Origin of the sequence: Bradyrhizobium sp. IC3195 (assembly GCF_020193585.1) — a bacterium.
Taxonomy (GTDB): domain Bacteria; phylum Pseudomonadota; class Alphaproteobacteria; order Rhizobiales; family Xanthobacteraceae; genus Bradyrhizobium; species Bradyrhizobium yuanmingense.
This window is the reverse complement of the sequence record NZ_JADYVG010000024.1, coordinates 1-22,030: the sequence shown is the minus strand read 5'-3', so window position 1 is coordinate 22,030 and position 22,030 is coordinate 1. Positions and strand designations below refer to the sequence as shown.

Annotated in this window: 20 protein-coding genes; 3 read left to right on the top strand and 17 right to left on the bottom strand. The window is 65.4% G+C overall.

Annotation, left to right across the window (positions count from 1 at the left end; all coding sequences use genetic code 11):
• Positions 1-12: 12 nt before the first annotated feature.
• Entirely contained in the window at positions 13-1,398 is a 1,386-nt protein-coding gene (locus I6F09_RS31360; protein WP_225189790.1) for a LysM peptidoglycan-binding domain-containing M23 family metallopeptidase, read from the bottom strand.
• Between the two features lie 109 nt (positions 1,399-1,507).
• Positions 1,508-2,158 carry a protein-L-isoaspartate(D-aspartate) O-methyltransferase gene (locus I6F09_RS31355; RefSeq protein ID WP_085969151.1) on the bottom strand — a complete coding sequence of 217 codons (651 nt, stop codon included), beginning with the start codon at positions 2,156-2,158 and terminating at the stop codon, positions 1,508-1,510.
• A gap of 229 nt (positions 2,159-2,387) precedes the next feature.
• Between I6F09_RS31355 and I6F09_RS31350 the strand changes: the two genes are divergently transcribed.
• On the top strand, positions 2,388-2,759 hold the full coding sequence (locus I6F09_RS31350) for a response regulator (protein ID WP_036044248.1): 372 nt from the start codon (positions 2,388-2,390) through the stop codon (positions 2,757-2,759).
• A gap of 3 nt (positions 2,760-2,762) precedes the next feature.
• Here the strand turns inward: I6F09_RS31350 and surE are convergent, their stop codons facing one another.
• From surE to I6F09_RS31290, 12 genes are all read right to left on the bottom strand, one after another.
• Positions 2,763-3,530, bottom strand: coding sequence for a 5'/3'-nucleotidase SurE (surE, locus tag I6F09_RS31345; RefSeq protein WP_036012754.1), 768 nt, complete (start codon positions 3,528-3,530; stop codon positions 2,763-2,765).
• Between the two features lie 109 nt (positions 3,531-3,639).
• The gene (locus I6F09_RS31340; RefSeq protein WP_036012756.1) at positions 3,640-4,002 is read right to left on the bottom strand and encodes a hypothetical protein; all 363 of its coding nucleotides are present in this window, start codon (positions 4,000-4,002) and stop codon (positions 3,640-3,642) included.
• 119 nt (positions 4,003-4,121) lie between these two features.
• Positions 4,122-5,453, bottom strand: coding sequence for a serine--tRNA ligase (gene serS / locus I6F09_RS31335; RefSeq protein WP_036028231.1), 1,332 nt, complete (start codon positions 5,451-5,453; stop codon positions 4,122-4,124).
• Between the two features lie 218 nt (positions 5,454-5,671).
• Positions 5,672-6,484: a twin-arginine translocase subunit TatC gene (gene tatC, locus I6F09_RS31330; RefSeq protein ID WP_036012758.1), complete on the bottom strand. Its 813-nt coding sequence runs from the start codon at positions 6,482-6,484 to the stop codon at positions 5,672-5,674.
• On the bottom strand, positions 6,481-6,975 hold the full coding sequence (gene tatB / locus I6F09_RS31325) for a Sec-independent protein translocase protein TatB (protein WP_057029284.1): 495 nt from the start codon (positions 6,973-6,975) through the stop codon (positions 6,481-6,483). The genes tatC and tatB overlap by 4 nt, the downstream gene beginning before the upstream one ends.
• A gap of 90 nt (positions 6,976-7,065) precedes the next feature.
• Positions 7,066-7,299 carry a twin-arginine translocase TatA/TatE family subunit gene (locus tag I6F09_RS31320; protein WP_036012762.1) on the bottom strand — a complete coding sequence of 78 codons (234 nt, stop codon included), beginning with the start codon at positions 7,297-7,299 and terminating at the stop codon, positions 7,066-7,068.
• A 165-nt stretch (positions 7,300-7,464) separates the two neighbouring features.
• Positions 7,465-8,220: an SMC-Scp complex subunit ScpB gene (gene scpB / locus I6F09_RS31315; RefSeq protein WP_036012763.1), complete on the bottom strand. Its 756-nt coding sequence runs from the start codon at positions 8,218-8,220 to the stop codon at positions 7,465-7,467.
• 21 nt (positions 8,221-8,241) lie between these two features.
• Entirely contained in the window at positions 8,242-9,081 is an 840-nt protein-coding gene (locus I6F09_RS31310) for a ScpA family protein (protein WP_036012765.1), read from the bottom strand.
• On the bottom strand, positions 9,078-10,106 hold the full coding sequence (gene nagZ, locus I6F09_RS31305) for a beta-N-acetylhexosaminidase (RefSeq protein ID WP_225150014.1): 1,029 nt from the start codon (positions 10,104-10,106) through the stop codon (positions 9,078-9,080). Before nagZ ends, I6F09_RS31310 begins: the two co-directional genes overlap by 4 nt.
• Before the next feature lie 46 nt (positions 10,107-10,152).
• Complete coding sequence (locus I6F09_RS31300) at positions 10,153-11,712, bottom strand: SPOR domain-containing protein (protein ID WP_225189814.1); 1,560 nt, start codon at positions 11,710-11,712, stop codon at positions 10,153-10,155.
• Between the two features lie 140 nt (positions 11,713-11,852).
• Positions 11,853-13,643, bottom strand: coding sequence for an arginine--tRNA ligase (gene argS / locus I6F09_RS31295; RefSeq protein WP_225189789.1), 1,791 nt, complete (start codon positions 13,641-13,643; stop codon positions 11,853-11,855).
• Between the two features lie 9 nt (positions 13,644-13,652).
• Positions 13,653-14,861: a deoxyguanosinetriphosphate triphosphohydrolase gene (locus I6F09_RS31290; protein WP_225189788.1), complete on the bottom strand. Its 1,209-nt coding sequence runs from the start codon at positions 14,859-14,861 to the stop codon at positions 13,653-13,655.
• A 110-nt stretch (positions 14,862-14,971) separates the two neighbouring features.
• Here I6F09_RS31290 and erpA point away from each other — a divergent pair, with 110 nt between their 5' ends.
• Positions 14,972-15,301, top strand: a complete 330-nt coding sequence (gene erpA / locus I6F09_RS31285) for an iron-sulfur cluster insertion protein ErpA (RefSeq protein WP_024342679.1) — start codon at positions 14,972-14,974, stop codon at positions 15,299-15,301.
• Positions 15,302-15,306: 5 nt separating this feature from the next.
• On the opposite strand, the gene I6F09_RS31280 is transcribed toward erpA, so the two are convergent.
• Positions 15,307-17,616 carry an ATP-binding protein gene (locus tag I6F09_RS31280; RefSeq protein WP_225189787.1) on the bottom strand — a complete coding sequence of 770 codons (2,310 nt, stop codon included), beginning with the start codon at positions 17,614-17,616 and terminating at the stop codon, positions 15,307-15,309.
• Positions 17,617-17,770: 154 nt separating this feature from the next.
• Here I6F09_RS31280 and xth point away from each other — a divergent pair, with 154 nt between their 5' ends.
• The gene (xth, locus tag I6F09_RS31275; RefSeq protein ID WP_225189786.1) at positions 17,771-18,568 is read left to right on the top strand and encodes an exodeoxyribonuclease III; all 798 of its coding nucleotides are present in this window, start codon (positions 17,771-17,773) and stop codon (positions 18,566-18,568) included.
• Between the two features lie 15 nt (positions 18,569-18,583).
• Here the strand turns inward: xth and I6F09_RS31270 are convergent, their stop codons facing one another.
• Positions 18,584-19,411: a tetratricopeptide repeat protein gene (locus I6F09_RS31270; RefSeq protein WP_225189785.1), complete on the bottom strand. Its 828-nt coding sequence runs from the start codon at positions 19,409-19,411 to the stop codon at positions 18,584-18,586.
• The gene (ilvD, locus tag I6F09_RS31265) at positions 19,398-21,119 is read right to left on the bottom strand and encodes a dihydroxy-acid dehydratase (protein ID WP_225189784.1); all 1,722 of its coding nucleotides are present in this window, start codon (positions 21,117-21,119) and stop codon (positions 19,398-19,400) included. Before ilvD ends, I6F09_RS31270 begins: the two co-directional genes overlap by 14 nt.
• Between the last annotated feature and the right edge of the window lie 911 nt (positions 21,120-22,030).

Here is a 22,030-nt window from a genome sequence, read left to right as displayed (position 1 = left end):
GCTACGTAAGTCTCACGCGCCGTTGAGGAATTGAAGCGGGTCAACCGGGCTCGATCCCTTGCGGATCTCGAAGTGGAGCTGCGGCGACGCCACTTCCCCGGATTGACCCGACTTGGCAATGACCTGGCCGCGCTTGATGGTATCGCCGCGCTTCACCAACAGCTCACTCGCATGGGCATATGCGGTGACGTAGCCGTTGGAGTGCCGAACCAGAACCAGATTGCCGTAACCCTTCAGCTCGTTGCCGGAATAGGCGACGACGCCATCTTCGGCCGCCTTGACCGGCGTCCCCTCGGGCACCGCCAGATTGATGCCGTCATTGGACTTGCCATTGGTCTTGGCACCGTAGCTCGTGACCACCTTGCCGCGGACGGGCCAGCGGAAGGTCGGCAGCGCGCCGGTGGCCTCCGCAGCCTTCGCCGGCGTCTCGGCAGCCTTCTCTTCCACATTGCTCGTGGCCTGGGCGAGCCGCGCGCTCTGCACGGGCGCGGCGGCAGTGGCCATCTTGGTCGCGGGTGCCGGAGCTGCCGCAACAGGCTGGAGCGTTCCGGCCACCGGTGCAGCCGCGACCGGAGCCGCAGCAACCGGCGCCGCGACGGCGGCGGTCTTGGCGCCGGGCACGGTCAGCTTGGTGCCGAGCTTCAGCTTTGCCGACGGATCGATGCCGTTGGCACGGGCGAGCTCTGCCGCCGAGATGCGGTTCTTGCGCGCGATGCTGGCGAGCGTGTCGCCACGGTTGACGAAGTGCGTGCTCGGCGGTGCCGCGACGGCAGCAACCGGCTTCGCCGCAGGCGCTGCCGCAACCGGGGCCATCGCGGGCGCCGGTGCAGCTGCGGTCGCAGGAGACGGAATGATCAACTGCTGGCCGGGCGAGAGCGCCCGCGGACCCTTGTAGCCGTTGGCGGCAAGGATCGCCTGCGGCGTGACGCGATAGCGCTTGGCGAGCACGTCGAGCGTGTCGCTGGTCCCGACGATGATCTTGGCTCCGCCGGCCGGCTGGGCGGCCGCGACCGACCGCGGCGGGACAGTGGCCGTGGTCTCCAGGTGCGGTTGTGCCGGGGGCGCATACGAGCTGACGCCGCGTCCGCCGCCGGACACCCCGCCCCCGGAGGCAACGGGATAGGACTGCGGGGCAGATACCGCGGGCGGAGGCAAAGCCTGCGACTGGTAGTAACCGGGCTGCGTCTGCGGCCGCGCATATTGCGGCAACTCACGCTGCGGCGGCGGCGGCTGCTGCACCGAACCGGTCTGCTCGGAGGCGAAAGGATTGGAGAAGTTGGTCTGGGACAGCCGCGACGACATGTCGGCGCTGCACCCTGCAAAGCTGAAGGAGATCAGCGCCAGCACCGCGACCTGCGGCACGCGGCGCGAGTAAAGCAACTCGGCGACAGCGGACATGGTTACTCACTCGTACGCAACAGAACTGGTGTTTTAAGTAAACACGCGGCGAGTAAATAACGGCTTAACCCTCACAATAAGATGTTGGCGGCACTGCCGATCCGGGATTCTACAGCTCCCGCGCCACCCCGGGCAGTGCCGGCACGAAGCGGACCTCGACGAGTTCCTTGCGCTCGATTCCGGTTTCGCTGCGGGCCAGGCGGGTCAGCGTCTGCACGCCCTGATGCGGGCCGACCGGGGCAATCAGGATGCCCCCGACCTCAAGCCGCTCGACCAGGTTCTCCGGTATCTGCTCCATCGCCGCGGTGACGATGATGCGATCGAACGGGCCGATGTTGGGAGGCAGATTGAGACCGTCACCGAGCATCACCTCGACATTGTGACAATCGAGCTTCTCAAGCCGGGCGCGTGCCGTGTCGGCGAGCTTACGATAGCGCTCGACGGTCAGGACCTGGCCGGCGAGCCGCGACAGCACGGCGGCCTGGTAGCCGGAGCCGGTGCCGATTTCGAGCACCCGGTGCTGCTTCTGGAGCTGGAGCTGCTCGGTCATGTAGGCGACGACGAAGGGCTGGCTGATGGTCTGCCCGCAGGCGATCGGCAGCGCGCTGTCACGATAGGCGCCCTCGCGATCGGCCTCGTCGACGAAAAGCTCGCGCGGCACCTCTTCCATGGTCCGCAGCACGGCCTGATCGCTGATGCCCCGACGCCTTAGCGTGAGCTGAAACATCATCTTTTCCGGCGGGTGCTGGTGGGACGTCATTGCTGCTATCGCTCGTCTCGTCTGGCGGATCGCCGTACTGCACCGCAAGAACCCGAGACGAGAATCTTGTTCCGGCTCAGGAACTCATGATATCCTTTCGGCACAGCATTTGACCACAACAAGGCCTTCAAAGCGCTAAGCCATTTGCGAGGTTTGCGTTCGCCGAAACGCGCATTGCGTCGCCTATCGTTATCTGCGAACGTTTACGAGAATGGGCAAGGACTCAACCATGACTGCGACAGGGCTTTCGGGCCGCTCTGTTTTCCTCGTCGAGGACGAGGTCATGATCAGAATGATGGTCGCAGACATGTTGGAGGAGCTTGGCTACAAGGTTGCCGCCGAAGCGGGCGACATCAATGAGGCCATGCGGCTTGCGCAATCCACCGAGTTCGATCTCGCCATTCTCGATGTCAACGTCAACGGCAAGGTCATCTCGCCGGTCGCCGATGTCATCATGGCCAAGGGCTGCCCGTTCATCTTCGCCACCGGTTACGGCTCCTCCGGCCTGCCCGAGCAATATCGCGACCGGCCGGCGCTCCAGAAGCCGTTTCAGCTCGACGCGCTCGGAAAGACCATCGAGGCCGCGCTTCGCGGCAGCTAACCCTTATTTCAGGGTGAGGCCAAGCTGCTCCGAAAACGCCTCGTCAGTGCGGTCGAGCCTGAGCGGGGTGACCGAGACGTAGCGCTCGCGCAGCGCCGCGAGATCGGTGCCGTCGGCGGGCGTGTCGAGCATCGCGGTCCGCTCGAAGCCGATCCAGAAATAAGGATTACCGCGGCCGTCCCGGCGCTCGTCGATCCTGAGGAAGCCGAGATTGCGCTTGCCTTGCCGCGTGACGCGGATGCCAAGCACATCCTCCGGCGCGCAGGATGGGAAGTTGATGTTGATGACGGTGTCCTTCGGAACGCCGGCGGCGATCACCTTGCGCAGGATATCGGGCCCGAATTTGCGGGCCGTGTCCCACGGCGGCCGTTCGCGGGTCTCGACGCTGAACTCCTGCGACAATGCGAATGACGGCAACCCCAGGATGGTGCCTTCCAATGCGCCGGCAATGGTGCCGGAATAGACCACGTCCTCGGCGACGTTGCGGCCCTTATTGACGCCGGACAGCACGAGATCGGGCAGCTTGGCTCCCAGGATATGGCGCGCTCCCATGATGACGCAGTCGGTCGGCGTGCCGCGCACGGCGAAGTGCCGTGGGCCGACCTCGCGCAGACGCAAGGGATCGTTCAACGACAGCGAGTGCGACACGCCGGACTGGTCGAGCTCGGGCGCCACCACCCAGACATCATCGGTCAAAGCGCGCGCAATCTCCTCCACGACCTTGAGGCCGGGAGCGTGGATGCCGTCGTCATTGGTGCAGAGAATGCGCATGCGGAACGTTCGATTCCTGAAAGCGGGTCTGAGCCGTCTTATCCGGCCAGCGCCGATCAGGCAAACCGGACGATTGCGGTCCGGCGGCCGGTTCCCTTGGTTGGTCCCGCTAGCGGCGAACGCGCCATTGCGGCAGGAAGCGCGCAAGCCGGCCTTCTGCACGCAGTTGCATCGCCGGCACGACCGGGTTCACGACGGAAGCCTCGATGACGCCGAGCGCCTTCAGCTGCGCGACGAACGGATCGGACGTCGGCTCCTGCGGAAAGCGTTCGCGTGCCACGCTCAGCGCCTTGTCGAAATCCGCAGCATTGACCCCGGGCTTGGCCCGCCGGCTCTGCACGAGATCGTCGTCCCAGAGCCGCGCGATCCCGATGTCGAGAACGCCGCGCAGGCGCTGATCGATGGCCTGGATCCCGGCCCCCGTCACCGCCCATTGTCTTCCGACCCAGAAGATGTCGCGGTGCAAGGCCATGAACGGAGGGTTCGCGTGGACGGGCCGGCAGGATAGCCGGCCGCCCGATCTTCGCAACGCGATTCTCGTCATGCCGCGTTTTCGGACGCGAACCGGTGCCCACTTCGCGGGAAAACGCTTTAGTCGCGCGCGATCACCTTCAGCCCGCCCATATAGGGCTGGAGCACGTCCGGGACCGCGATCGAGCCGTCCTCCTGCTGATAGGTTTCCATCACGGCGATCAGCGCGCGGCCGACTGCGGTGCCGGAGCCGTTCAGCGTGTGCACGAAGCGCGGCTTGCCGTCGGGCCCGCGCGAGCGCGCATCCATGCGCCGTGCCTGGAAGTCGCCGCAGACCGAGCAGCTCGAGATCTCGCGGAACGCCCCGCCCTCGCCCTGCCCGGGCATCCAGACCTCGATGTCATAGGTTTTTTGCGCCGAGAAGCCCATATCTCCTGCGCAGAGCGTCATCACACGGTAATGCAGGTCGAGCTTCTGCAGCACCTGCTCGGCGCAGGACAGCATTCGCTCCAGCTCGTCCTTGCTCACTTCCGGCGTCGTGATCGAAACCAGTTCGACCTTGGTGAACTGGTGCTGGCGGATCATGCCGCGAGTGTCGCGCCCCGCCGCACCCGCCTCGGCGCGGAAGCATGGCGTCAGCGCGGTCAGCCGCATCGGCAATTGCTTCTCATCGAGGATGGATTCGCGGGCGAGATTGGTGAGCGACACTTCGGCGGTGGGGATCAGACCGAGGCGCTCGGTCTTCAGCCGCTCATGGTCCGGCGAGGCGAGCAGCTCGCCCTTGATCGCCCAGAACTGATCGTCCTCGAATTTCGGCAATTGCCCGGTGCCGAACATCACCTCGTTGCGCACCAGGAGCGGCGGATTGATCTCGGTGTAGCCGTGCTCGGTGGTGTGCAGATCGAGCATGAACTGGCCGATGGCACGCTCGAGCCGCGCCAGCCCCTTCTTCAGCACGACGAAACGCGCGCCGGAGAGTTTTGCCGCCGCTTCGAAATCCATGTAGCCGAGCGCGGTGCCGAGATCGTCATGCAGCTTCGGCGCAAAGCCATAGTTGCGCTTGTTGCCGAACACGTGATGCTGCACGTTGCCGTGCTCGTCGAGACCGTCGGGCACGTCCTCGAACGGAATGTTCGGGATCGCGGCCAGCTCTTTGGTCAGCTCATCGTCAGCGGCTTTTGCCGCCGCTTCGAGTTCGGGCATCGTGGTCTTGAGCTCGGCGACCTCGGCCATCAGCTTCGACGCACGCGGCTCGTCCTTGGCCTTCTTGGCATCGCCGATTTCCTTCGAAGCTGCATTGCGCCGCGCCTGCGCCTGCTCGGAGGCGAGGATCGCCGCACGCCGCTTCTCGTCGATCGCGAGCAGCGAGACCGACATCGGCTTCAAACCGCGCCGTGCGAGGCCGGCGTCGAAGGCTTGCGGATTGTCGCGGATCGCTTTGATGTCGTGCATGGCTGTGGTCCCGGATCAGCGCGTAAATAGTCAACGTTTATGCCGACAACTTACATTGGCGCGCTTTCCCCTAGCATTCTGTCATCGCCCGTGAAAGCGGGCGATCCAGTATTCCAGAGACGTCAGTGTTTCCCCGAGGGGCCGCGGCGTACTGGATTCCCCGCTCCAGTGCGCAATTGCGCACAAGGCGGGGAATGACACCGGTGGGCTTGGTCGCCCTACTCCGCCGGATTGGCCGGCGTCGACACGTCAGTGCCGGTGGCAGCCTGTGCGGCGGCCGCTTTCCTCTCCACCATCGCCACCGCGAGGATCGAGCCCTCGTAGAGCGCCATCAGCGGAAACGCGAGGGAGCACTGGCTGAGCACGTCGGGCGGCGTCAGCACGGCTGCGATCACGAAGGCCATGACGATGAAGTAGCGGCGCTTCTCGCGCAACATCGTCGAGCTGACGATGCCGATCCGCCCGAGCAGCGTCAGGATCACCGGCAGCTGGAAGGCGATGCCGAAGGCGAAGATCAGCGACATCATCAGCGACAGATATTCGCCGACCTTGGGCAGCAGCTGGATCTGCGCGGTCTCGTCGCCGCCGGTCTGCTGCATGCCGAGCGAGAAGCGCACCAGCATCGGCAGCACGACGAAATAGACCAGCGCCGCGCCCAGCACGAAGAAGAACGGTGTCGCGACAAGATACGGCAGGAACGCCTGCTTCTCGTGCTTGTAGAGCCCGGGCGCGACGAACTTGTAGATCTGCGTCGCCACGATCGGGAACGAGATGAAGCCGGCGCCGAACAGCGCCAGCTTGAGCTGGGTGATGAAATATTCGAGCAGCGCCGTGTAGATGAATTTCGAGTTCTCCGGCCCCGCAATCCACACGAACGGCCAGACAAGCACGTTGTAGATCTGCTTGGCGAAGAAGAAGCAGAAGATGAAGGCCAGGCCAAAGCCGAGCAGCGCCTTGATCAGCCGCGAGCGCAGCTCGATCAAATGGTCCATCAGCGGGGCTTTGCTGGCCTCGATATCGGCGTCGGTCATGACGCTTTGGCGTCCTTGATCGCTTCGGATGGCGCGGTGTCCTGCGCAACCTCTGCCTGTTCGACCTCACGGGTAATCGCGAGCGGCTCGTTCGCGGCCGCATGCGCTTCGGCTTCCATGAAGGTCGACGGCGTCGGGGTCTCCGGTGTCGTGGGCGTGACGGGCGGATCGACGGCAGTAGCGGCCGGCGTCTCGGCCGGCTTGTCCAGCGCATCGATGCGAAGCGCGTCGCTCACGTCCTTCTGGAGCGAGCTCATCGGATTGAAACCCGTGGCGGCTTCCTTGACCTCGTCGAAGCTTTTCTTGAGGTCGGCCATCTCGGCCTCACGCATCGCCTCCTGGAACTGGCCCTGGAATTCGGCCGCCATCTTGCGCGCCTTGCCCATCCACTGCCCGACCATGCGCAGCACGCCCGGCAGCTCTTTCGGGCCGATGGCGATCAGGGCCACGACCCCGATGAGGACCAGTTCACTCCACCCGATGTCGAACATGAGGTCTTCCGTTCACGCGAAGCCGGAGCCGGCCCAATCCCTTGCGCGCAGGATCGGGCCGCTACCCGCGTCTCGCGTGCTTCTTCCGGCTCAGACGGCCTTGCTGCCGACGTCGGACCGTGTCGCGGTCGGCGCAGCATTGTGCTCGATCGACTTCGCCGGCTCGGGCTTCTCGGCAGCCTTGTCGTCGTCCTGCATGCCCTTCTTGAACGCCTTGATGCCCTGAGCCACGTCGCCCATCAGATCCGAAATCTTGCCGCGGCCGAACAGCAGCAGGACCACTGCGATCACCAAGATCCAGTGCCAAATGCTGAGTGAACCCATCCTGCAACCCTCCAAACGCGCATGGCCGGGGACCCGGCCGATCTCACCGAAACCTAGGCTTGGCAGACCTCAAAAACAAGGACCAAGGCAGCGCCAATTCGCTGTCGGCGCTACGCAATCTTGCTAGTGTTAACTGGTCGCAGGGGCCCGTATTTCGCCGGTACGTCAGTCCTCGGCGCCGCCTTCGCTGCCACCCTCATTGCCGCCTTCTGGCGGGCTCTCAGGCTCGACCGCAGGCGCAAGGGCGAGATCGAGGTCATCGCCCGGTTCCAGCGGATCCTCGTCCTCCCGCAGGGCCGGATCATCCGACGGCGTCGGCACGCTGAACCCGGTGGGCAGACGCGAATCCAACAGTCCCGTCCCCTTCAGCTCTTCCAGGCCCGGCAGGTCGCCGAGCTGTTCCAGGGTGAACTGCGACAGGAACTCCTCGGTGGTTCCGAAGGTTAAGGGCCGGCCCGGCGTCTTGCGCCGGCCGCGCGGCTTGATCCAGCCGGTCTCCAGCAGCACGTCGAGCGTGCCCTTCGACGTGACGACGCCGCGGATCTCCTCGATCTCGGCCCGCGTCACCGGCTGGTGATAGGCGATGATCGCGAGCACCTCGATTGCGGCCCGCGACAGGCGGCGGGTCTCGGTGCTCTCCCGCGTCATCAGCCAGGCCAGATCGCCCGCGGTGCGGAACGTCCATTTGTTGGCGACGCGAACGAGATTGACGCCGCGCGAGGCATAATCGGCCTGCAACTGCTCGAGCGCAGCCTTGACGTCGACGCCCTCGGGCATGCGCTTGGCCAGCGTCGCGGTGTCCAGCGGTTCATTCGAGGCGAACAGCAGCGCCTCCAGCAGCCGCAACTCCTCGGGACGCGCCTGGGATTCGTTCTCCATCGGCTCGGCCTCTTCTACCCGCACTTCAGCCAGGCTTGCCATGGCAGATTCTCCTTCTTGCACTTAAGCGACCGGCGCATCAGGCGCAGGAGCTGCGTCCGGGACCGGTTTTGGGCGCCCCTTCCGGAAATAGATCGGCGCAAACGCTTCCTTCTGATTCAGCTCGAGCTGACCTTCGCGCACTAGTTCGAGCGCGGCGGCAAAGCTCGAGGCGAACACCGTCGCGCGCTGCGTCGGGTCGGCGACATGCCGGATCAGGAAGTCGTCGAGAACACCCCAATCGTCCTGCTCGGTGATGCTGCCGACCAGCCGCTCCAGCGTGGCGCGTGCTTCGGCGAGCGACCACACCGTGCGCTTGGCCAGATGCACGCTCGCCAGCACGCGCGACTGGCGTTGCGCGGCATAGGCGGTGAGCAAATCATAGAGCGTGGCCGTGTATTTCGGGTGCTTGATCTCGGCGATGTGCTCGGGCTCGCCACGCGCGAAGATGTCGCGCTGCAATTGCGGCCTGTTCATCAGCCGGTTGGCGGCTTCGCGAATGGCTTCCAGGCGGCGCAGCCGGTTGGCGAGCGCCGTCGCCATCTGCTCGGCGCTCGGGCCTTCCGCGCTCGGCGGCTCCGGCAGCAGCAGGCGCGACTTCAGGAAGGCAAGCCATGCGGCCATCACCAGATAGTCCGCGGCGAGCTCCAGCCGGATCTTTCGCGCGGCTTCGATGAAATGGAGGTACTGGTCGGCGAGCGCGAGAATCGAAATCTTGGCGAGATCGACCTTCTGCTGCCGCGCCAGCGCAAGCAACAAATCGAGCGGGCCCTCATAGCCCTCGACGTCCACCACCAACGCCGGCTCACCCTCGGCGAGCTCTGCGGGCCGCCCGGTTTCGAACGATAGGATTTCTGCAGTCATGCCGATGCCGTGTTTGCCCGTGCGATCAATGCATCCAGTTCGGCGCGTGCGGCCACGCGGTCGAACGGCTGCGGCGGCTTGCGTGCGGCGAGCGCGACGTTCGCCCGCTCCAGCGCCCCACCGGCCAGTTCAGGTGTCTCGCCGGCGACGTCGCGCATCTCCTCGATGTTGCCGTTGCAATGCAGGGCCACGTCGCAGCCGGCCGCGAAGATCGCGCGAGTCCGCTCGGCGATATTTCCCGACAGCGCGTTCATCGACACGTCATCACTCATTAACAAACCCTGGAACCCGATTGCGCCGCGAATCACGTCAGCAATCATTGTCGCAGATGTCGTCGCCGGATGGGCGGGGTCGAAGGCGCTAAACACAACATGTGCAGTCATCGCCATCGGCAGATCAGCCAGCGGCTTGAATGCGGCGAAATCGGTCCGCTCCAGCTCGTCCCGCGGCGTGTCGACGGTCGGCAGCTTGAAATGGGTGTCGGCGGTGGCGCGGCCATGCCCGGGAATATGCTTGAGCACCGGCAGCACGCCGCCCTGCTCCAGGCCCTCAGTGACTGCACGGGCGATCGCCGCGACCTTGCCCGGCTCCGTGCCGTAGGCCCGATTACCAATGACCGCATCGGCGCCCGGCGCCGGCACGTCGGCCAGCGGCAGGCAATCCACGGTGATGCCGAGATCGGCGAGATCGGCTGCGATCAGGCGGGCACTGAGGCGCGCTGCAGTGAGCCCGAGGGCCGAATCAGTGTCGTACAAATTCGCGAATACCGCCCCCGGCGGATAGACCGGCCAGTGTGGCGGCCCCAGCCGCTGCACCCGTCCCCCCTCCTGGTCGATCAGGACCGGCGCGTCGGGGGCCTTCGCGACCGAACGCAATTCTGCAACCAACGCAGCAACTTGTGCTGGTGTTGCGACATTACGCTTGAACAGGATGAAGCCCCATGGGCATTCGGCACGGATAAACTCCCGCTCGGCGGCGGTCAGTTCCGTTCCGGATACGCCGGTAATGAAGGCCCGCGTGCTCATGACGGCCGATTAACCCTGCCCCGTCAGGGGGTCAAGGAAACCGCCATTAATTCCTCTGGACGAAGCAGGCAGACAGGCCTGCGGACTTCAGATTGTTGCAGGCTTGCGTCGCTTCCTCGGCCGAACCATAGGGGCCGGCGAAGGCGCGGTAGACGACTCCCTTGCCCTTGTCGGTGAGGTCGACACGCTTGATGACGGGCGAACGGGAGCCGAGCACGCTGCCGTATTTGCTCTGAAGCACCCGGTAGGATGCGGCGGCGCTATCCTCGCTCTGCTGCGAGGAGACTTGCACGATGTAGCCGCCACCGCTGCTGGTGGGCGCGATCTGCGTCGGGTTGGTCGCAGCCATCCGCTGCGGCGGCTCGGCCGCCGGGGACGATTGCGGCGCCAGCGACATCGGCTGGTTGGCGCTGGCATTGGCCGAGGTCGGCGGATTGCGCGGCGCGGCGGGCGCAACCGGCGCGGCAACGGGCTTCGGCGCCGCGGGCGCCGGCTTGGCGGCGGCCGATTGCGGCACGGCGCTATCGGTCTGATCGCCCTTCACCGCAACGGTCCTGATCGCGCGCGGCGAATTGTTCGGCAGCGTGCCGTTGCTCGGGCTCGGACCCGCGCTCGGCGGCGGCACGGTGGATGGTGACACGCTCGCCACCGAGGGCGGGTTCGCATTCTGGTTCAGCGGCGGGAACACCACGCGCGGCCCGCCCGCCTTGGCGTTGACGTCGACGGGCGCCTCCTCGCGCGGCACGATCTTTTCGGTGCCGTCACCGCTGACCATGCGGTCCGGTACCTTGACCGCGGAGTCCGTCGGCGCCGGCACGATCTTGGTCGGGGTGTTGTCGGCCTTGATGATCGGCGGCTCGCCGCTACGAGGCGAGCCGATATAGGTCTTGTAGGCGAATGCAGCACCGGTGCCGAGCACGGCAAGCGCCAGGATCGCCGCGACCGTCATCATGCCGCCGCGCTGCTTCTTCGGCTCCTCGACCTCGTCCTCCGGATAGTCGCTCTGGTCGGCGTAAGGGTCGTCGGGATAGGCCGGCTCGCGCTGATAGTCCTGCTCGCCTGTCTCCAGCCGACCATAGAGCGCATCGTCGTAGCGCGACGGATCGGGCTGCGCATACGGCTCCTGATAGGACTGCTCCTGGTAGGCCTGACCATGCTGCTGATAGGCCTGCTCCTGATGAGCCTGATCTTGATGAGCCTGATCTTGATAGGTGTCCTGATAGGCCTGGGGCTGATGAACGACAGGCTCGGGCGCGGCAGGCTTGGCGGCGTAGCGATGCAGCGGGTGGACCGGGCTTACGGTGACCGGATAGTCAGGCTCCGGCGCGGGTGCCGGCTGCGGTTGCACGTTGGCACGCCGCATCCATGAGGGCGGCGACGGTGCCTGCTCCGCGTAGTCCTGCTGATCATCGAGCTGGCGGTAATCGTGGTCCTGATAGCTCTGGGCGGGCGCCGCCGGCGGACGCGACTGCGCTGCAAACGGATCGGTCTGCCCGATCAGACGGGCGAGCTCGGCCAACGGATCGCTATCCGCCTTCCCATGCTGGTCGCCGCCGCGACCATAGTCATCGGAAGGAAACGGTCTGTCCTGATATCGTTCGGCCATCGTGATGATGCGTCCCTTCGGGAAAGCCGCGCGCCCCTCGACCAAGGCACGGCTTTCGACCCACAAGGCTTTCAACCAAGTCTAAGCGATCCGGCTTCTGCCGGTTACCCCCGAATTCCCCTTAAGTAGTTCGCCCCAAACTACCGCATCTCGTCCGGGGCATGGACGCCGAGGATGGCGAGGCCCGATGCCAGGACCGAGACGACGCCCTGGACCATTGCCAATCGCGCCTTTGTAAGATCTGCATCATTATTGATAATGAAGCGTAAATAGGGCAAATCGCGCCCTTTCGTCCAAAGTGCATGAAATTCGCTGGCTAAATCATAGAGATAAAAGGCAATTCGGTGCGGCTCATGGGCCGCGGCGGCAGCTTCCAGCATGCGCGGATAAATTGCGAGGCGCTTAAGAAGATCGAGCTCGACGGGGTCCGACAACCGTTCCACCGCCGACTCAGCGAGCCATGCGATCCGCGCGCCGGCATCCTCGGGGAGTTCCGGGAACACCTCGGCGCGGGCATTGCGGAAGATCGAGTGACCGCGGGCATGGCCGTACTGGACGTAGAACACCGGGTTGTCGCGCGACTGTTCCATGACCTTGGCGAGGTCGAAATCGAGCACCGCGTCGTTCTTCCGGTACAGCATCATGAAGCGGACGGCGTCCTGGCCGACCTCATCCACCACGTCACGCAAGGTGACGAAGTCCCCGCTCCGCTTGGACATCTTCACCGGCTCGCCGTTGCGCAGGAGCTTCACGAGCTGGACGATCTTGACGTCCAGCGATCCCTTAGCCGACGTCGTCGCCTTCACCGCCGCCTGCATGCGCTTGATGTAGCCGCCGTGATCGGCGCCCCAGACGTCGATCATCTCGGCAAAGCCGCGGTCGAACTTGTCCTTGTGATAGGCGATGTCGGAGGCGAAGTAGGTGTAGGAATTATCCGACTTGATCAGCGGACGATCGACGTCGTCGCCGTAGGCGGTCGCCCTGAACAGCAGCTGCTCGCGGTCTTCCCAATCCTCGACCGGCGCGCCCTTCGGCGGCGGCAGGCGGCCCTCGTAGATGTCGCCCTTGGCCTTCAGGAAATCGATGGTCTCGGCGACCTTGTTGTTGCCGGTCTCGATCAGGGAGCGCTCGGAGAAGAACACGTCGTGGCGGATGTTGAGGGCGGCGAGATCGTCCTTGATCTCGTCCATCATCATCGCGATGGCCTTGGCGCGCACGGTCGGCAGCCACTGGGCCTCGCTCCTCGCGAGCAGCTTGTCGCCATGCTCCGTCGCCAGCGCCTGCCCGACCGGCTTGAGGTAGTCGCCGGGATAGAGCCCTTCCGGGATCGCGCCAATGTCCTCGCCGAGCGCTTCGCGATACCTCAGGAAGGCTGAGCGCGCGAGCACGTCGACCTGGGCGCCGGCGTCATTGATGTAATATTCGCGCGTGACATCGTGGCCGGCGAACTGGAGCAGGCTCGCCAGCGCGTCGCCGAACACGGCGCCGCGGCAATGGCCGACATGCATCGGCCCGGTCGGATTGGCGGAGACGTATTCGACATTGACCTTGGTGCCGCCCCGGATGCGGCCGTAATCGGCGCCTTCGCGCAGCACCGTGCGCAGCGCCTCGGCCCAGGCGGCGGGCTTCAGCGTCAGATTGATGAAGCCGGGACCGGCGACATCGACCCTGGCGATGAGCGCGTCGGCACGCAGCCGTTCGGCAATCTGCTCGGCGAGATCGCGCGGCTTTGCCTTTGCCTCTTTCGCAAGCACCATGGCGGCGTTGGTTGCCATGTCGCCATGGGAGGCATCGCGCGGCGGCTCGACCACCACGCGGGAGAAATCGATGCCCTCGGGCCAGCTGGACTCCGCCGCAAGCGCGCGGCAGGCGCCGTGCACGCGTGCGAGCACGTCGGCGAACAGATGCAGCGATGAGGATGTCTGGGGCATGGCCGCCGCCTAACGCAAATCCGGGGTCGAGTCAAAGAGCCGCTGGTGCTCGGTCAGGGCGAAACGGTCAGTCATTCCGGCGATGAAATTGCCGATCCGACGGGCTCGGTCGCCCTCATCGTCCGCCTCCGACCCCAGCAGCCATTCCGGCGGCAGCTCGCTGGGGGATTTCAGGTATTTTGCGAACAGGTCAAACAGGATCTGCTCGGCCTCGCCCATCACCCGCATCACCCGCGCGTGGCGGTACATGTGCTGGTACAGGAAGCGTTTGATGGCGGCCTCTTCCTCGGCCACTTCGGCGGGGAACGCGACCAGCGCCCGGTTCTGCCGCCGGACATCCTGGGCCGATTGCGGCTTTACGGCCGCGAGGTTCTTCCCGGTCTCCGCAAACACCGCTCCGATCAGGTGCGAGATCAGCTCGCGCACCAGCTCAGCACCGCGCCGGACGTCTTCAAGATCGGGATAATGCGCCGCAGTCTCGGCGATGATCTCCGCCGTCAGCGGCATCACCTTGAGATCGTCGAGCTGGAACAGGCCGGCGCGCAGACCGTCATCGATGTCGTGGGCATCATAGGCGATATCGTCGGCGATCGCGGCGACCTGCGCCTCCAGCGAGGCGAAGCTCCACAATTCGAGATCGTAGGTCTTGACGTAGTCGGCGATCCCGACGGGAACGCCATGCTCGCGGTAGCCCCCGACCGGGGCGCCGCTGCGGTCGGTCAGCGGACCGTTATGCTTGACGATGCCTTCCAGCGATTCCCAGGTCAGGTTGAGCCCGTCGAACTCGGGATAGCGGTGCTCGAGCGAAGCCACGACGCGCAGCGTCTGGGCATTGTGGTCGAAGCCCCCGAACGCCTTCAGACAGGCGTCCAGGGCCCGCTCGCCGGCATGCCCGAACGGCGGATGACCGAGATCGTGCGCGAGCGCCAGAGTTTCGGTGAGGTCCTCGTCGAGCCCGAGCTGGCGGGCCAGCGCGCGGGCGATCTGGGCCACCTCCAGCGAATGGGTCAGCCGGGTGCGGTAGTGGTCGCCCTCGTGGAACACGAACACCTGGGTCTTGTACTTGAGGCGGCGGAACGCGGTGGAATGGATCACCCGATCGCAATCGCGCCGGAACGGGCTGCGGGTCCGGCTCGGAGGCTCGGCGACCAGCCGGCCGCGGCTGCGATCGGGGTCGCAGGCATAGGGCGCGCGGGGGGCTGCCATTCCGACGGACACGGCGAATTTAGTCCCTATCCATTTGATTCTGCGTATGGTGGCACTTAACTATGTCGGGCGCGGGATACCAAATGAATTGGGTATGACGCCGGGACTATCGGAGACCAGCAATGACGACTGCCGTGACCATCAGCGACCGGGCCGCACGCCGGATTGGGGAGATCCTCAAGGGCGAAGGCTCGGGCGCGATGCTGCGCATTTCGGTCGAGGGCGGCGGCTGCTCCGGCTTCCAGTACAAGTTCGACATCGACCGCGCCCGCACCGACGACGATCTCGTGATCGAGCAGGACAATGCGGTGGTGCTGGTCGATTCCGCCTCCCAGCCGTTCCTGGCGGGGTCGCAGGTCGATTTCGTCGACGACCTGATCGGCGCCTCGTTCCGCGTCAACAATCCCAACGCCACCGCGTCCTGCGGCTGCGGGACGAGCTTCTCGGTCTAGCGCGCCTACGCGCCCGTTATCTGCCTTTCCTCGTCCGTCCAAGCCACCTCGGCCGGCATCAACGTCGGCTGGAGCGGTGCGTCCTCCGACATGACGTGACCGTCCAGCGCCCGCAGGAGCGCTCCGACCAGTGCCGGCTTGCGCAGCGGCTTGGCCAGGAAGTCCGACATGCCGGCTTCGCGGCAGATCTTGATGTCCTCGGGGAAGGCGTTGGCGGTCAGCGCGACAATCGGCAAGGCTTCGAAGCGCTCGCCTTGCGCGCGGATCGCGCGGGTGGCGGCGAGCCCGTCCATGTCGGGCATGCGCACGTCCATCAGCACGACGTCGTAATTGCCCTCGCAGGCTGCCGCGACGGCTTCGGTCCCGTCGGTGACGACACGCAGCTCGATGTCGAATGCCCCCAGCATCTTGCTCACGACCATGCGGTTGACCGCATCGTCCTCCGCGACCAGCACCTTCAGCGGCCGGTCGAGACCGGAGATCCGGGCCTGGAGCTCGTCGGCTTCGTCGCGGCCGCCAGCCTGATCGGACGCCTGCGCCTGGCTCCAGGGCAGGACCAGCGTGAAGCGGAAGGTCGAGCCCTCTCCCGGCGTCGAGATGACGCCGATCGTGCCGCCCATCTGCTCGATGATCCGCCTGCTGATGGCAAGGCCGAGGCCAGTGCCGCCGAAGCGGCGGCTGATCGAGGCATCAGCCTGGGCGAAGTCGCTGAACAGCAGGTCGAGCTTGTCGGGCGCGATACCGATGCCGCTGTCGGTCACCGTCCATTCGACGGTCGCCAGCAGGTCGCGCCGCGCCTGGCAGGTCGCCGATATGGTCACCTCGCCTTCGTCGGTGAACTTCACAGCGTTGGAGGCGAGATTGAGCAGCACCTGGCGGATGCGCGCGGCGTCGCCGCGGAGCGTCGGCGGCAGGTTCGGATCGAGCTCGACCTTGACCGTGAGCCCCTTGCTCTTGGCGCTGGCGCGCACCACGGTCGCAACCGTCTCGACCAGCGCCCGCGGCGCGAAGTCGATCGCCTCGAACTGGAAGCGGCCAGCTTCCAGCTTGGAGAGATCGAGAATGTCGTTGAGGATGCGCTGGAGGTTGTCGCCGGACTCGCGGATCGTGGTGACGGCCTCGCGCTGCTCCGGATCGAGCCTGGTTTCGAGGAGCATGCTGGCAAGACCGAGCACGCCGTTCATGGGCGTGCGGATCTCGTGGCTCATCACCGCCAGGAAGTCGGACTTGGCGCGGCTTTCGGCCTCGGCCTTTTCCGCGCGCCAGCGCTCGGTGACGTCGCGTCCGAAGCCGCGATAGCCGAGGAAATGACCGTCACGATCGTGGGCCGGCTTCGCCGTCAGCGACCACAGCCGGGCCTCGCCGCCGGCGACGACCTTGAGATTCATCTCATGCAGCGGCTCGGCCTGCTCCATCAGGCCGACGATGTTGTAGGCCGCTGACTTGTCCTCGGGGCAGAGCATGTCGAGCACGTCGGCGAACTGCGCGCCTTTCAGCAGCGGAAGCGGCAGCTGCGCGACGTCCGCGAAGCGCTCGGGCACGTCGACGAGGCGTCCCTCGGCATCGGTCTGCCAGAGCCAGTCGCTGGCGTTCTCCTGAAAATCCTTCAGCAGCAGCGAGATGATCTCGGTCTGGCGCTCGAGCTCGAGCTGGGCCTTGAGATTGCCGAGGAAGAGGTTGCCCTGGGAGACGATGTTGCGCGCCATGAAGAATGCGAACAGCAGCAGGAACACGGCGGTCACCAGATATGGGCCGGTGCCGCACAGGAGCAGCGCACCGGCGCAGGCGATCGTCATGGTCGCGAGATAGACGAGGCCCGCGCGCGGGAAGGTCGAGAGCGTGAAAGCGCCGCCGGACATCATGCCGACCATCAGGCAGGCCAGGAGCAATTGACTGGTCGGCTCGATGCGGCTGAACAGAGCGAGCGGCAGCGCGCCCCAGATCGCGGCGAGAAAAAACGCCTGCCGCAGCATCTGCCGCGCCGCGCGGGGCGAAGCCTCCTGCGGCGGGTTCTGATGCGACTTGTGCCACGCGCGCACCGCGAGCGAAGCGGTGGCGGCGAGCGTCAGGCCCCAGATGGCGAGGAAGTCGTTCCAGCCCCTGCCCCAGAACAGGATCAGCACGATGGCGACGTTCAGCATCGTCACGGCCATCGTCACGGGGATCAGCTGGGTCACCGCGTCGATCTGCTTGGCGCGGATGCGGCGGATCTCGCGCTCGCTGAGATCGGCGGTCAGACCGTCCTCGATCTCGAAGCCGCCGAGCCAATACAGGAACGCGCCGATCAGGCCGTCACGCGGCTGAGTTCGATTCATCGCCTTGTCCGGCCATCCATCCGAGGAACCTCTTGACGATCAATGGCCTGCGGCCTGCTTAAGCCGGGTTAATTTTGTGGGAGATTTTGCGGCCGGCTTGACGGGTGCGTTTGCATTTTGTTCTAACCAAGACCCCCCGCCCGGAGCCCTCCCAATGCCCATCAGAGTAGCCACCTGGAACGTGAACTCGGTCCGGCAGCGGATCGATCTGCTCCTGACCTGGCTGAAAGAGTGCCAGCCGGACATCGTCTGCCTGCAGGAGATCAAGTGCGTCGACGAGGCCTTTCCGCGGCTGGAGATCGAGGCACTCGGCTACAACGTGGTGACGCACGGGCAGAAGACGTTCAACGGCGTCGCCCTGCTGTCCAAGCTCAGGTTCGACGAGACCAAGTCGGGCCTTGCCGGCGACGACGAGGATAGCCATGCCCGCTTCCTCGAAGGCGTGGTCACGCTGAAGTCCGGCGTGCTGCGCATCGCCTGCCTCTATCTGCCCAATGGCAATCCGGTCGGGACCGATAAATATCCCTACAAGCTCAAATGGATGTCGCGGCTTCTTGATTATTCGAAGGAGCGACTCAAGGAGGAGGTCCCGCTGATCCTGGCCGGCGACTTCAACGTCATCCCGCATGCCCGCGACGTGCACAATCCGGCCGCCTGGACCGAGGACGCCTTGTTCAAGACCGAGACGCGCGAGAGCTTCCAGTCCCTGCTCGGCCTCGGCCTCAGCGACGCCTTGCGCGCCGTCACCGACGAGGGCGGGCTCTACACGTTCTGGGACTACCAGGCCGGGGCCTGGCAGAAGAACCAGGGGCTGCGGATCGACCACCTGCTGCTGTCGCCGCAGGCCAGCGACAAGCTCGCCAATGTCGGCATCGACAGCTATGTGCGCGGCTGGGAGAAGCCGTCGGATCACGTGCCGGTGTGGGCGGATCTCGATCTCGAGGCGGCTTAAGGCCGCCTCAGCCGATCACTCCCGACGCCCCTGCACCCATTGCTCCAGCATTTGCAGGGCCATGGCGCGGTCGTCGTCGGAGGCCTTGGCGAAGGCGCGGTTGTAGCTTTCCTTGATCCAGACCTCGTCGGCACCGGCGCTGTCGCGCGCCAGCGTCAGCCACATCAGGCCGCGTGCGGCCTGCCGCGGCAGGCGGTCGCCGTTGAACAGCATCTGACCGAGCAAGGCCTGGGCCTGATGCTGGCCCTTCTGCGCCGCGAGGCCAAGCCAGCGCGCGCCATAGCGGTAGTCCTCGCGCGAGGCGTCCGGGGTCTTCAGGTACAGACGGGCGAGGTCGTACTGCGCGTCCGCGTTGCCGAAATAGGATGCGGCATAGGAGAACATCTCGCGGGCGCGGTCCGGGTCGGCCTTGACCTTCGAATTCGGGATGCCGGCCAGATAGTAGCGGCCGAGCGCGACGAAGGCGTTGGCCACGATCTGCGCCTGCGGCGCCGACGGGCTGTCCTCGGCATGCGCGTTCGCGATCCGGCTGAAATATTCGAAGGCACGCAAATCGTCCTGGGCGACGCCGTCGCCGTTGGCGTACATGCGGCCGAGCTTCCACTGCGCGATGGGGTGGCCGCCCTCGGCGGCATATTGCAAGGCGCTGAGCGAGGTTTCCTGGGTTGCGACCTGCGGCGGAACCTTGGTGCGCACCGCACCCGCAGCGCCGGGCAAGGTCGTCACGACCGGGATGGTGGCGTCCTTCGGGTTGACCGGCGCACCGTCGAAGGCGAACGCCGGCGCGGCCAGCGCAGCCGCCCCCAACACAAACGCAACTGTGGCACGCCTAAATGTCCGCATAGCACTGTTTCTCGTGCGCGCCGCCCGGATGGGTCACTGCCCCCCCGACCGCCGGTCCAACCTGCTGAGCATATTTCCAGAGCGCACCCGACGTGTGGTTAGTCGCGCGGGCGCTCCATTTGGTTCTGCGCTGGGCGAGCTCGGCGTCGCTCAATTTTACGTTAAGAGTACCGGCCACCGCGTCGATCTCGATGACGTCGCCGTCTTCGAGCAGCCCGATCGGGCCGCCGACCGCCGCCTCCGGCCCGACATGGCCGATGCAGAAGCCGCGGGTGGCGCCGGAGAAGCGGCCGTCGGTGATGAGCGCGATCTTGCCGCCCATGCCCTGGCCGGTCAGCGCTGCCGTGGTCTGGAGCATTTCCCGCATGCCGGGACCGCCCTTCGGCCCCTCGTAGCGGATCACGATGACTTCGCCTTCGCGGTAGGTGCGGTTCTGGACCGCCTCGAACGCGTCCTCCTCACGGTCGAAGCACCTGGCCGGACCGGTAAACCTGAGGTTGGACATTCCCGCGACTTTCACGATCGCACCTTCTGGCGCCAAATTGCCCTTCAGGCCGACCACACCGCCTGTCACGGTGATGGGCTTGTCTGCCGGGTGCACCACGTCCTGGTGCGGATTCCATTTCACGCTCTTGAGGTTTTCGGCGATCGTGCGGCCCGTGACGGTAAGGCAATCACCGTGCAGGAAGCCGTTGTCGAGCAGCGTCTTCATCAGAAGCGGTATGCCACCTACTTCAAACATGTCTTTGGCGACATAACGGCCACCCGGCTTCAAATCCGCGACATATGGTGTCTTTTTGAAGATTTCAGCGACGTCGAACAGGTCGAACTTGATGCCGACCTCGTGCGCGATCGCAGGCAGGTGCAGCGCAGCATTGGTCGAGCCGCCGGATGCAGCGACCACGGCGGCCGCATTCTCCAGCGCCTTGCGGGTGACGATGTCGCGCGGCCGGATGTTCTGGGCGATCAGGTCCATCACCTTCTCGCCCGCGGTCATGCAGAAGGCGTCACGGATCTCGTAGGGTGCCGGGGCACCGGCCGAGTACGGCAGCGCCAGCCCGATCGCCTCTGAGACGGTCGCCATGGTGTTGGCGGTGAACTGCGCGCCGCAGGCACCGGCCGAGGGACAGGCGACGCGCTCGATCTCGTCGAGGTCCTCGTCCGACATGGCGCCGACCGAATGCTTGCCGACCGCCTCGAACATGTCCTGCACGGTGACCTGCTGCCCGCGGAAATTGCCGGGCAGGATCGAGCCGCCATAGATGAAGATCGCGGGCACGTTGAGGCGGACCATCGCCATCATCATGCCCGGCAGCGACTTGTCGCAGCCGGCGAGCCCGACGAGCGCGTCATAGGCATGGCCGCGCACGGTCAGCTCGACCGAATCGGCGATGCATTCGCGCGACGGCAGCGAGGAGCGCATGCCGTCATGGCCCATGGCGATGCCGTCGGTCACGGTGATGGTGCAGAATTCGCGCGGCGTGCCGCCGGCGGACGCGACGCCTTTCTTCACCGCCTGAGCCTGACGCATCAGCGCGATGTTGCAGGGAGCAGCTTCGTTCCAGCACGAGGCGACGCCGACGAAGGGCTGGTGGATCTGCTCGGTGGTCAGACCCATGGCGTAGAAATAGGACCGGTGCGGCGCGCGCGCAGGGCCTTCCGTCACGTGACGGCTCGGCAGCCTTTGCTTGTTGATCTTCGCGCCCATCGCAACCAGCTTCTCCGGCCAACCCTTTCAGACCCGAAAAATCAGAGCCAAGATTTGAATCGACCTTGGGATTTTCTCGTCGCCTTCGAAGACCGCCACTGCCCTTAAAACATTAGAGCGATTTTATTCATGTTCGGGTGTGGCCAAAAAGCGGCGGCGATGCGAACCGCCGGTGATAAGGGTTAAATCCGATGTGGGTGTTGCACAGACAGCACAATCGTTACCGGGAAGACACGGGTTTGCTTACGTGGATACCTCGCTAAAGTGACGATCCACAACCTGAGATCTTTCGGACATCCACTCTGGACAACAGGCGGGCATTCCCGAAGTGAGTCGGCGGCAGCCCCACGCGAACCGATGCGCATCGCTCGTGTCCCGGACAAGTTGCAACGCGCGGGCGTTGCGGCGCGGAGTCGGCACCCCAGGCAACACGGCGATTGCGGATAGATGGGCGCCGGCTCGGCAGCGCACCGTTGAACCGGACGATGCTTCGCATCGCCGGGGGACGCTGCGCTGCGTCCAGGGCACGAGAGCGAAGAGTAGCGCTCGCTCTCTCCTCCTCGTCATTGCGAGGAGCCCTTGCGACGAAGCAATCCAGAATCCCGCCGCGGAAAGATTCTGGATTGCTTCCGCCTTCGCCAAAGGCTTCCGCGGACAAGTCGCTGCGCTCGCAATGACGGAGTGTGAGGCGACGCTGCGTTCTCCAAGTAACACTTGTCATTCCCCGCGAAGGCGGGGAATCCAGTACGCTGCGGCCTCTCGATTCAATCACTGGCGTCTCGGAGTACTGGATCGCCCGGTCAAGCCGGGCGATGACACCGAATGTGTGGACGCAGACGTGCGTACTCGGCCTCGCGGCTGCTTCGCCCGAGCTTTGCTTCGTCTCGCCGCCCTCATAGCCAAGAGGGCGC

Excerpts from the sequence above, each read along its gene's own strand:
- erpA (WP_024342679.1), top strand. The coding sequence starts at position 14,972 with ATGACGACTGCCGTGACCATCAGCGACCGGGCCGCACGCCGGATTGGG.
- xth (WP_225189786.1), top strand. The coding sequence starts at position 17,771 with ATGCCCATCAGAGTAGCCACCTGGAACGTGAACTCGGTCCGGCAGCGG.
- ilvD (WP_225189784.1), bottom strand. The coding sequence starts at position 21,119 with ATGGGCGCGAAGATCAACAAGCAAAGGCTGCCGAGCCGTCACGTGACG.
- I6F09_RS31320 (WP_036012762.1), bottom strand. The coding sequence starts at position 7,299 with ATGGGTTCACTCAGCATTTGGCACTGGATCTTGGTGATCGCAGTGGTC.
- I6F09_RS31360 (WP_225189790.1), bottom strand. The coding sequence starts at position 1,398 with ATGTCCGCTGTCGCCGAGTTGCTTTACTCGCGCCGCGTGCCGCAGGTC.
- serS (WP_036028231.1), bottom strand. The coding sequence starts at position 5,453 with ATGCACGACATCAAAGCGATCCGCGACAATCCGCAAGCCTTCGACGCC.
- I6F09_RS31355 (WP_085969151.1), bottom strand. The coding sequence starts at position 2,158 with ATGACGTCCCACCAGCACCCGCCGGAAAAGATGATGTTTCAGCTCACG.
- I6F09_RS31280 (WP_225189787.1), bottom strand. The coding sequence starts at position 17,616 with ATGAATCGAACTCAGCCGCGTGACGGCCTGATCGGCGCGTTCCTGTAT.
- nagZ (WP_225150014.1), bottom strand. The coding sequence starts at position 10,106 with ATGAGCACGCGGGCCTTCATTACCGGCGTATCCGGAACGGAACTGACC.
- tatC (WP_036012758.1), bottom strand. The coding sequence starts at position 6,484 with ATGACCGACGCCGATATCGAGGCCAGCAAAGCCCCGCTGATGGACCAT.
- I6F09_RS31340 (WP_036012756.1), bottom strand. The coding sequence starts at position 4,002 with ATGGCCTTGCACCGCGACATCTTCTGGGTCGGAAGACAATGGGCGGTG.
- I6F09_RS31310 (WP_036012765.1), bottom strand. The coding sequence starts at position 9,081 with ATGACTGCAGAAATCCTATCGTTCGAAACCGGGCGGCCCGCAGAGCTC.
- argS (WP_225189789.1), bottom strand. The coding sequence starts at position 13,643 with ATGCCCCAGACATCCTCATCGCTGCATCTGTTCGCCGACGTGCTCGCA.
- I6F09_RS31300 (WP_225189814.1), bottom strand. The coding sequence starts at position 11,712 with ATGGCCGAACGATATCAGGACAGACCGTTTCCTTCCGATGACTATGGT.
- I6F09_RS31350 (WP_036044248.1), top strand. The coding sequence starts at position 2,388 with ATGACTGCGACAGGGCTTTCGGGCCGCTCTGTTTTCCTCGTCGAGGAC.
- I6F09_RS31270 (WP_225189785.1), bottom strand. The coding sequence starts at position 19,411 with ATGCGGACATTTAGGCGTGCCACAGTTGCGTTTGTGTTGGGGGCGGCT.
- scpB (WP_036012763.1), bottom strand. The coding sequence starts at position 8,220 with ATGGCAAGCCTGGCTGAAGTGCGGGTAGAAGAGGCCGAGCCGATGGAG.
- tatB (WP_057029284.1), bottom strand. The coding sequence starts at position 6,975 with ATGTTCGACATCGGGTGGAGTGAACTGGTCCTCATCGGGGTCGTGGCC.
- surE (WP_036012754.1), bottom strand. The coding sequence starts at position 3,530 with ATGCGCATTCTCTGCACCAATGACGACGGCATCCACGCTCCCGGCCTC.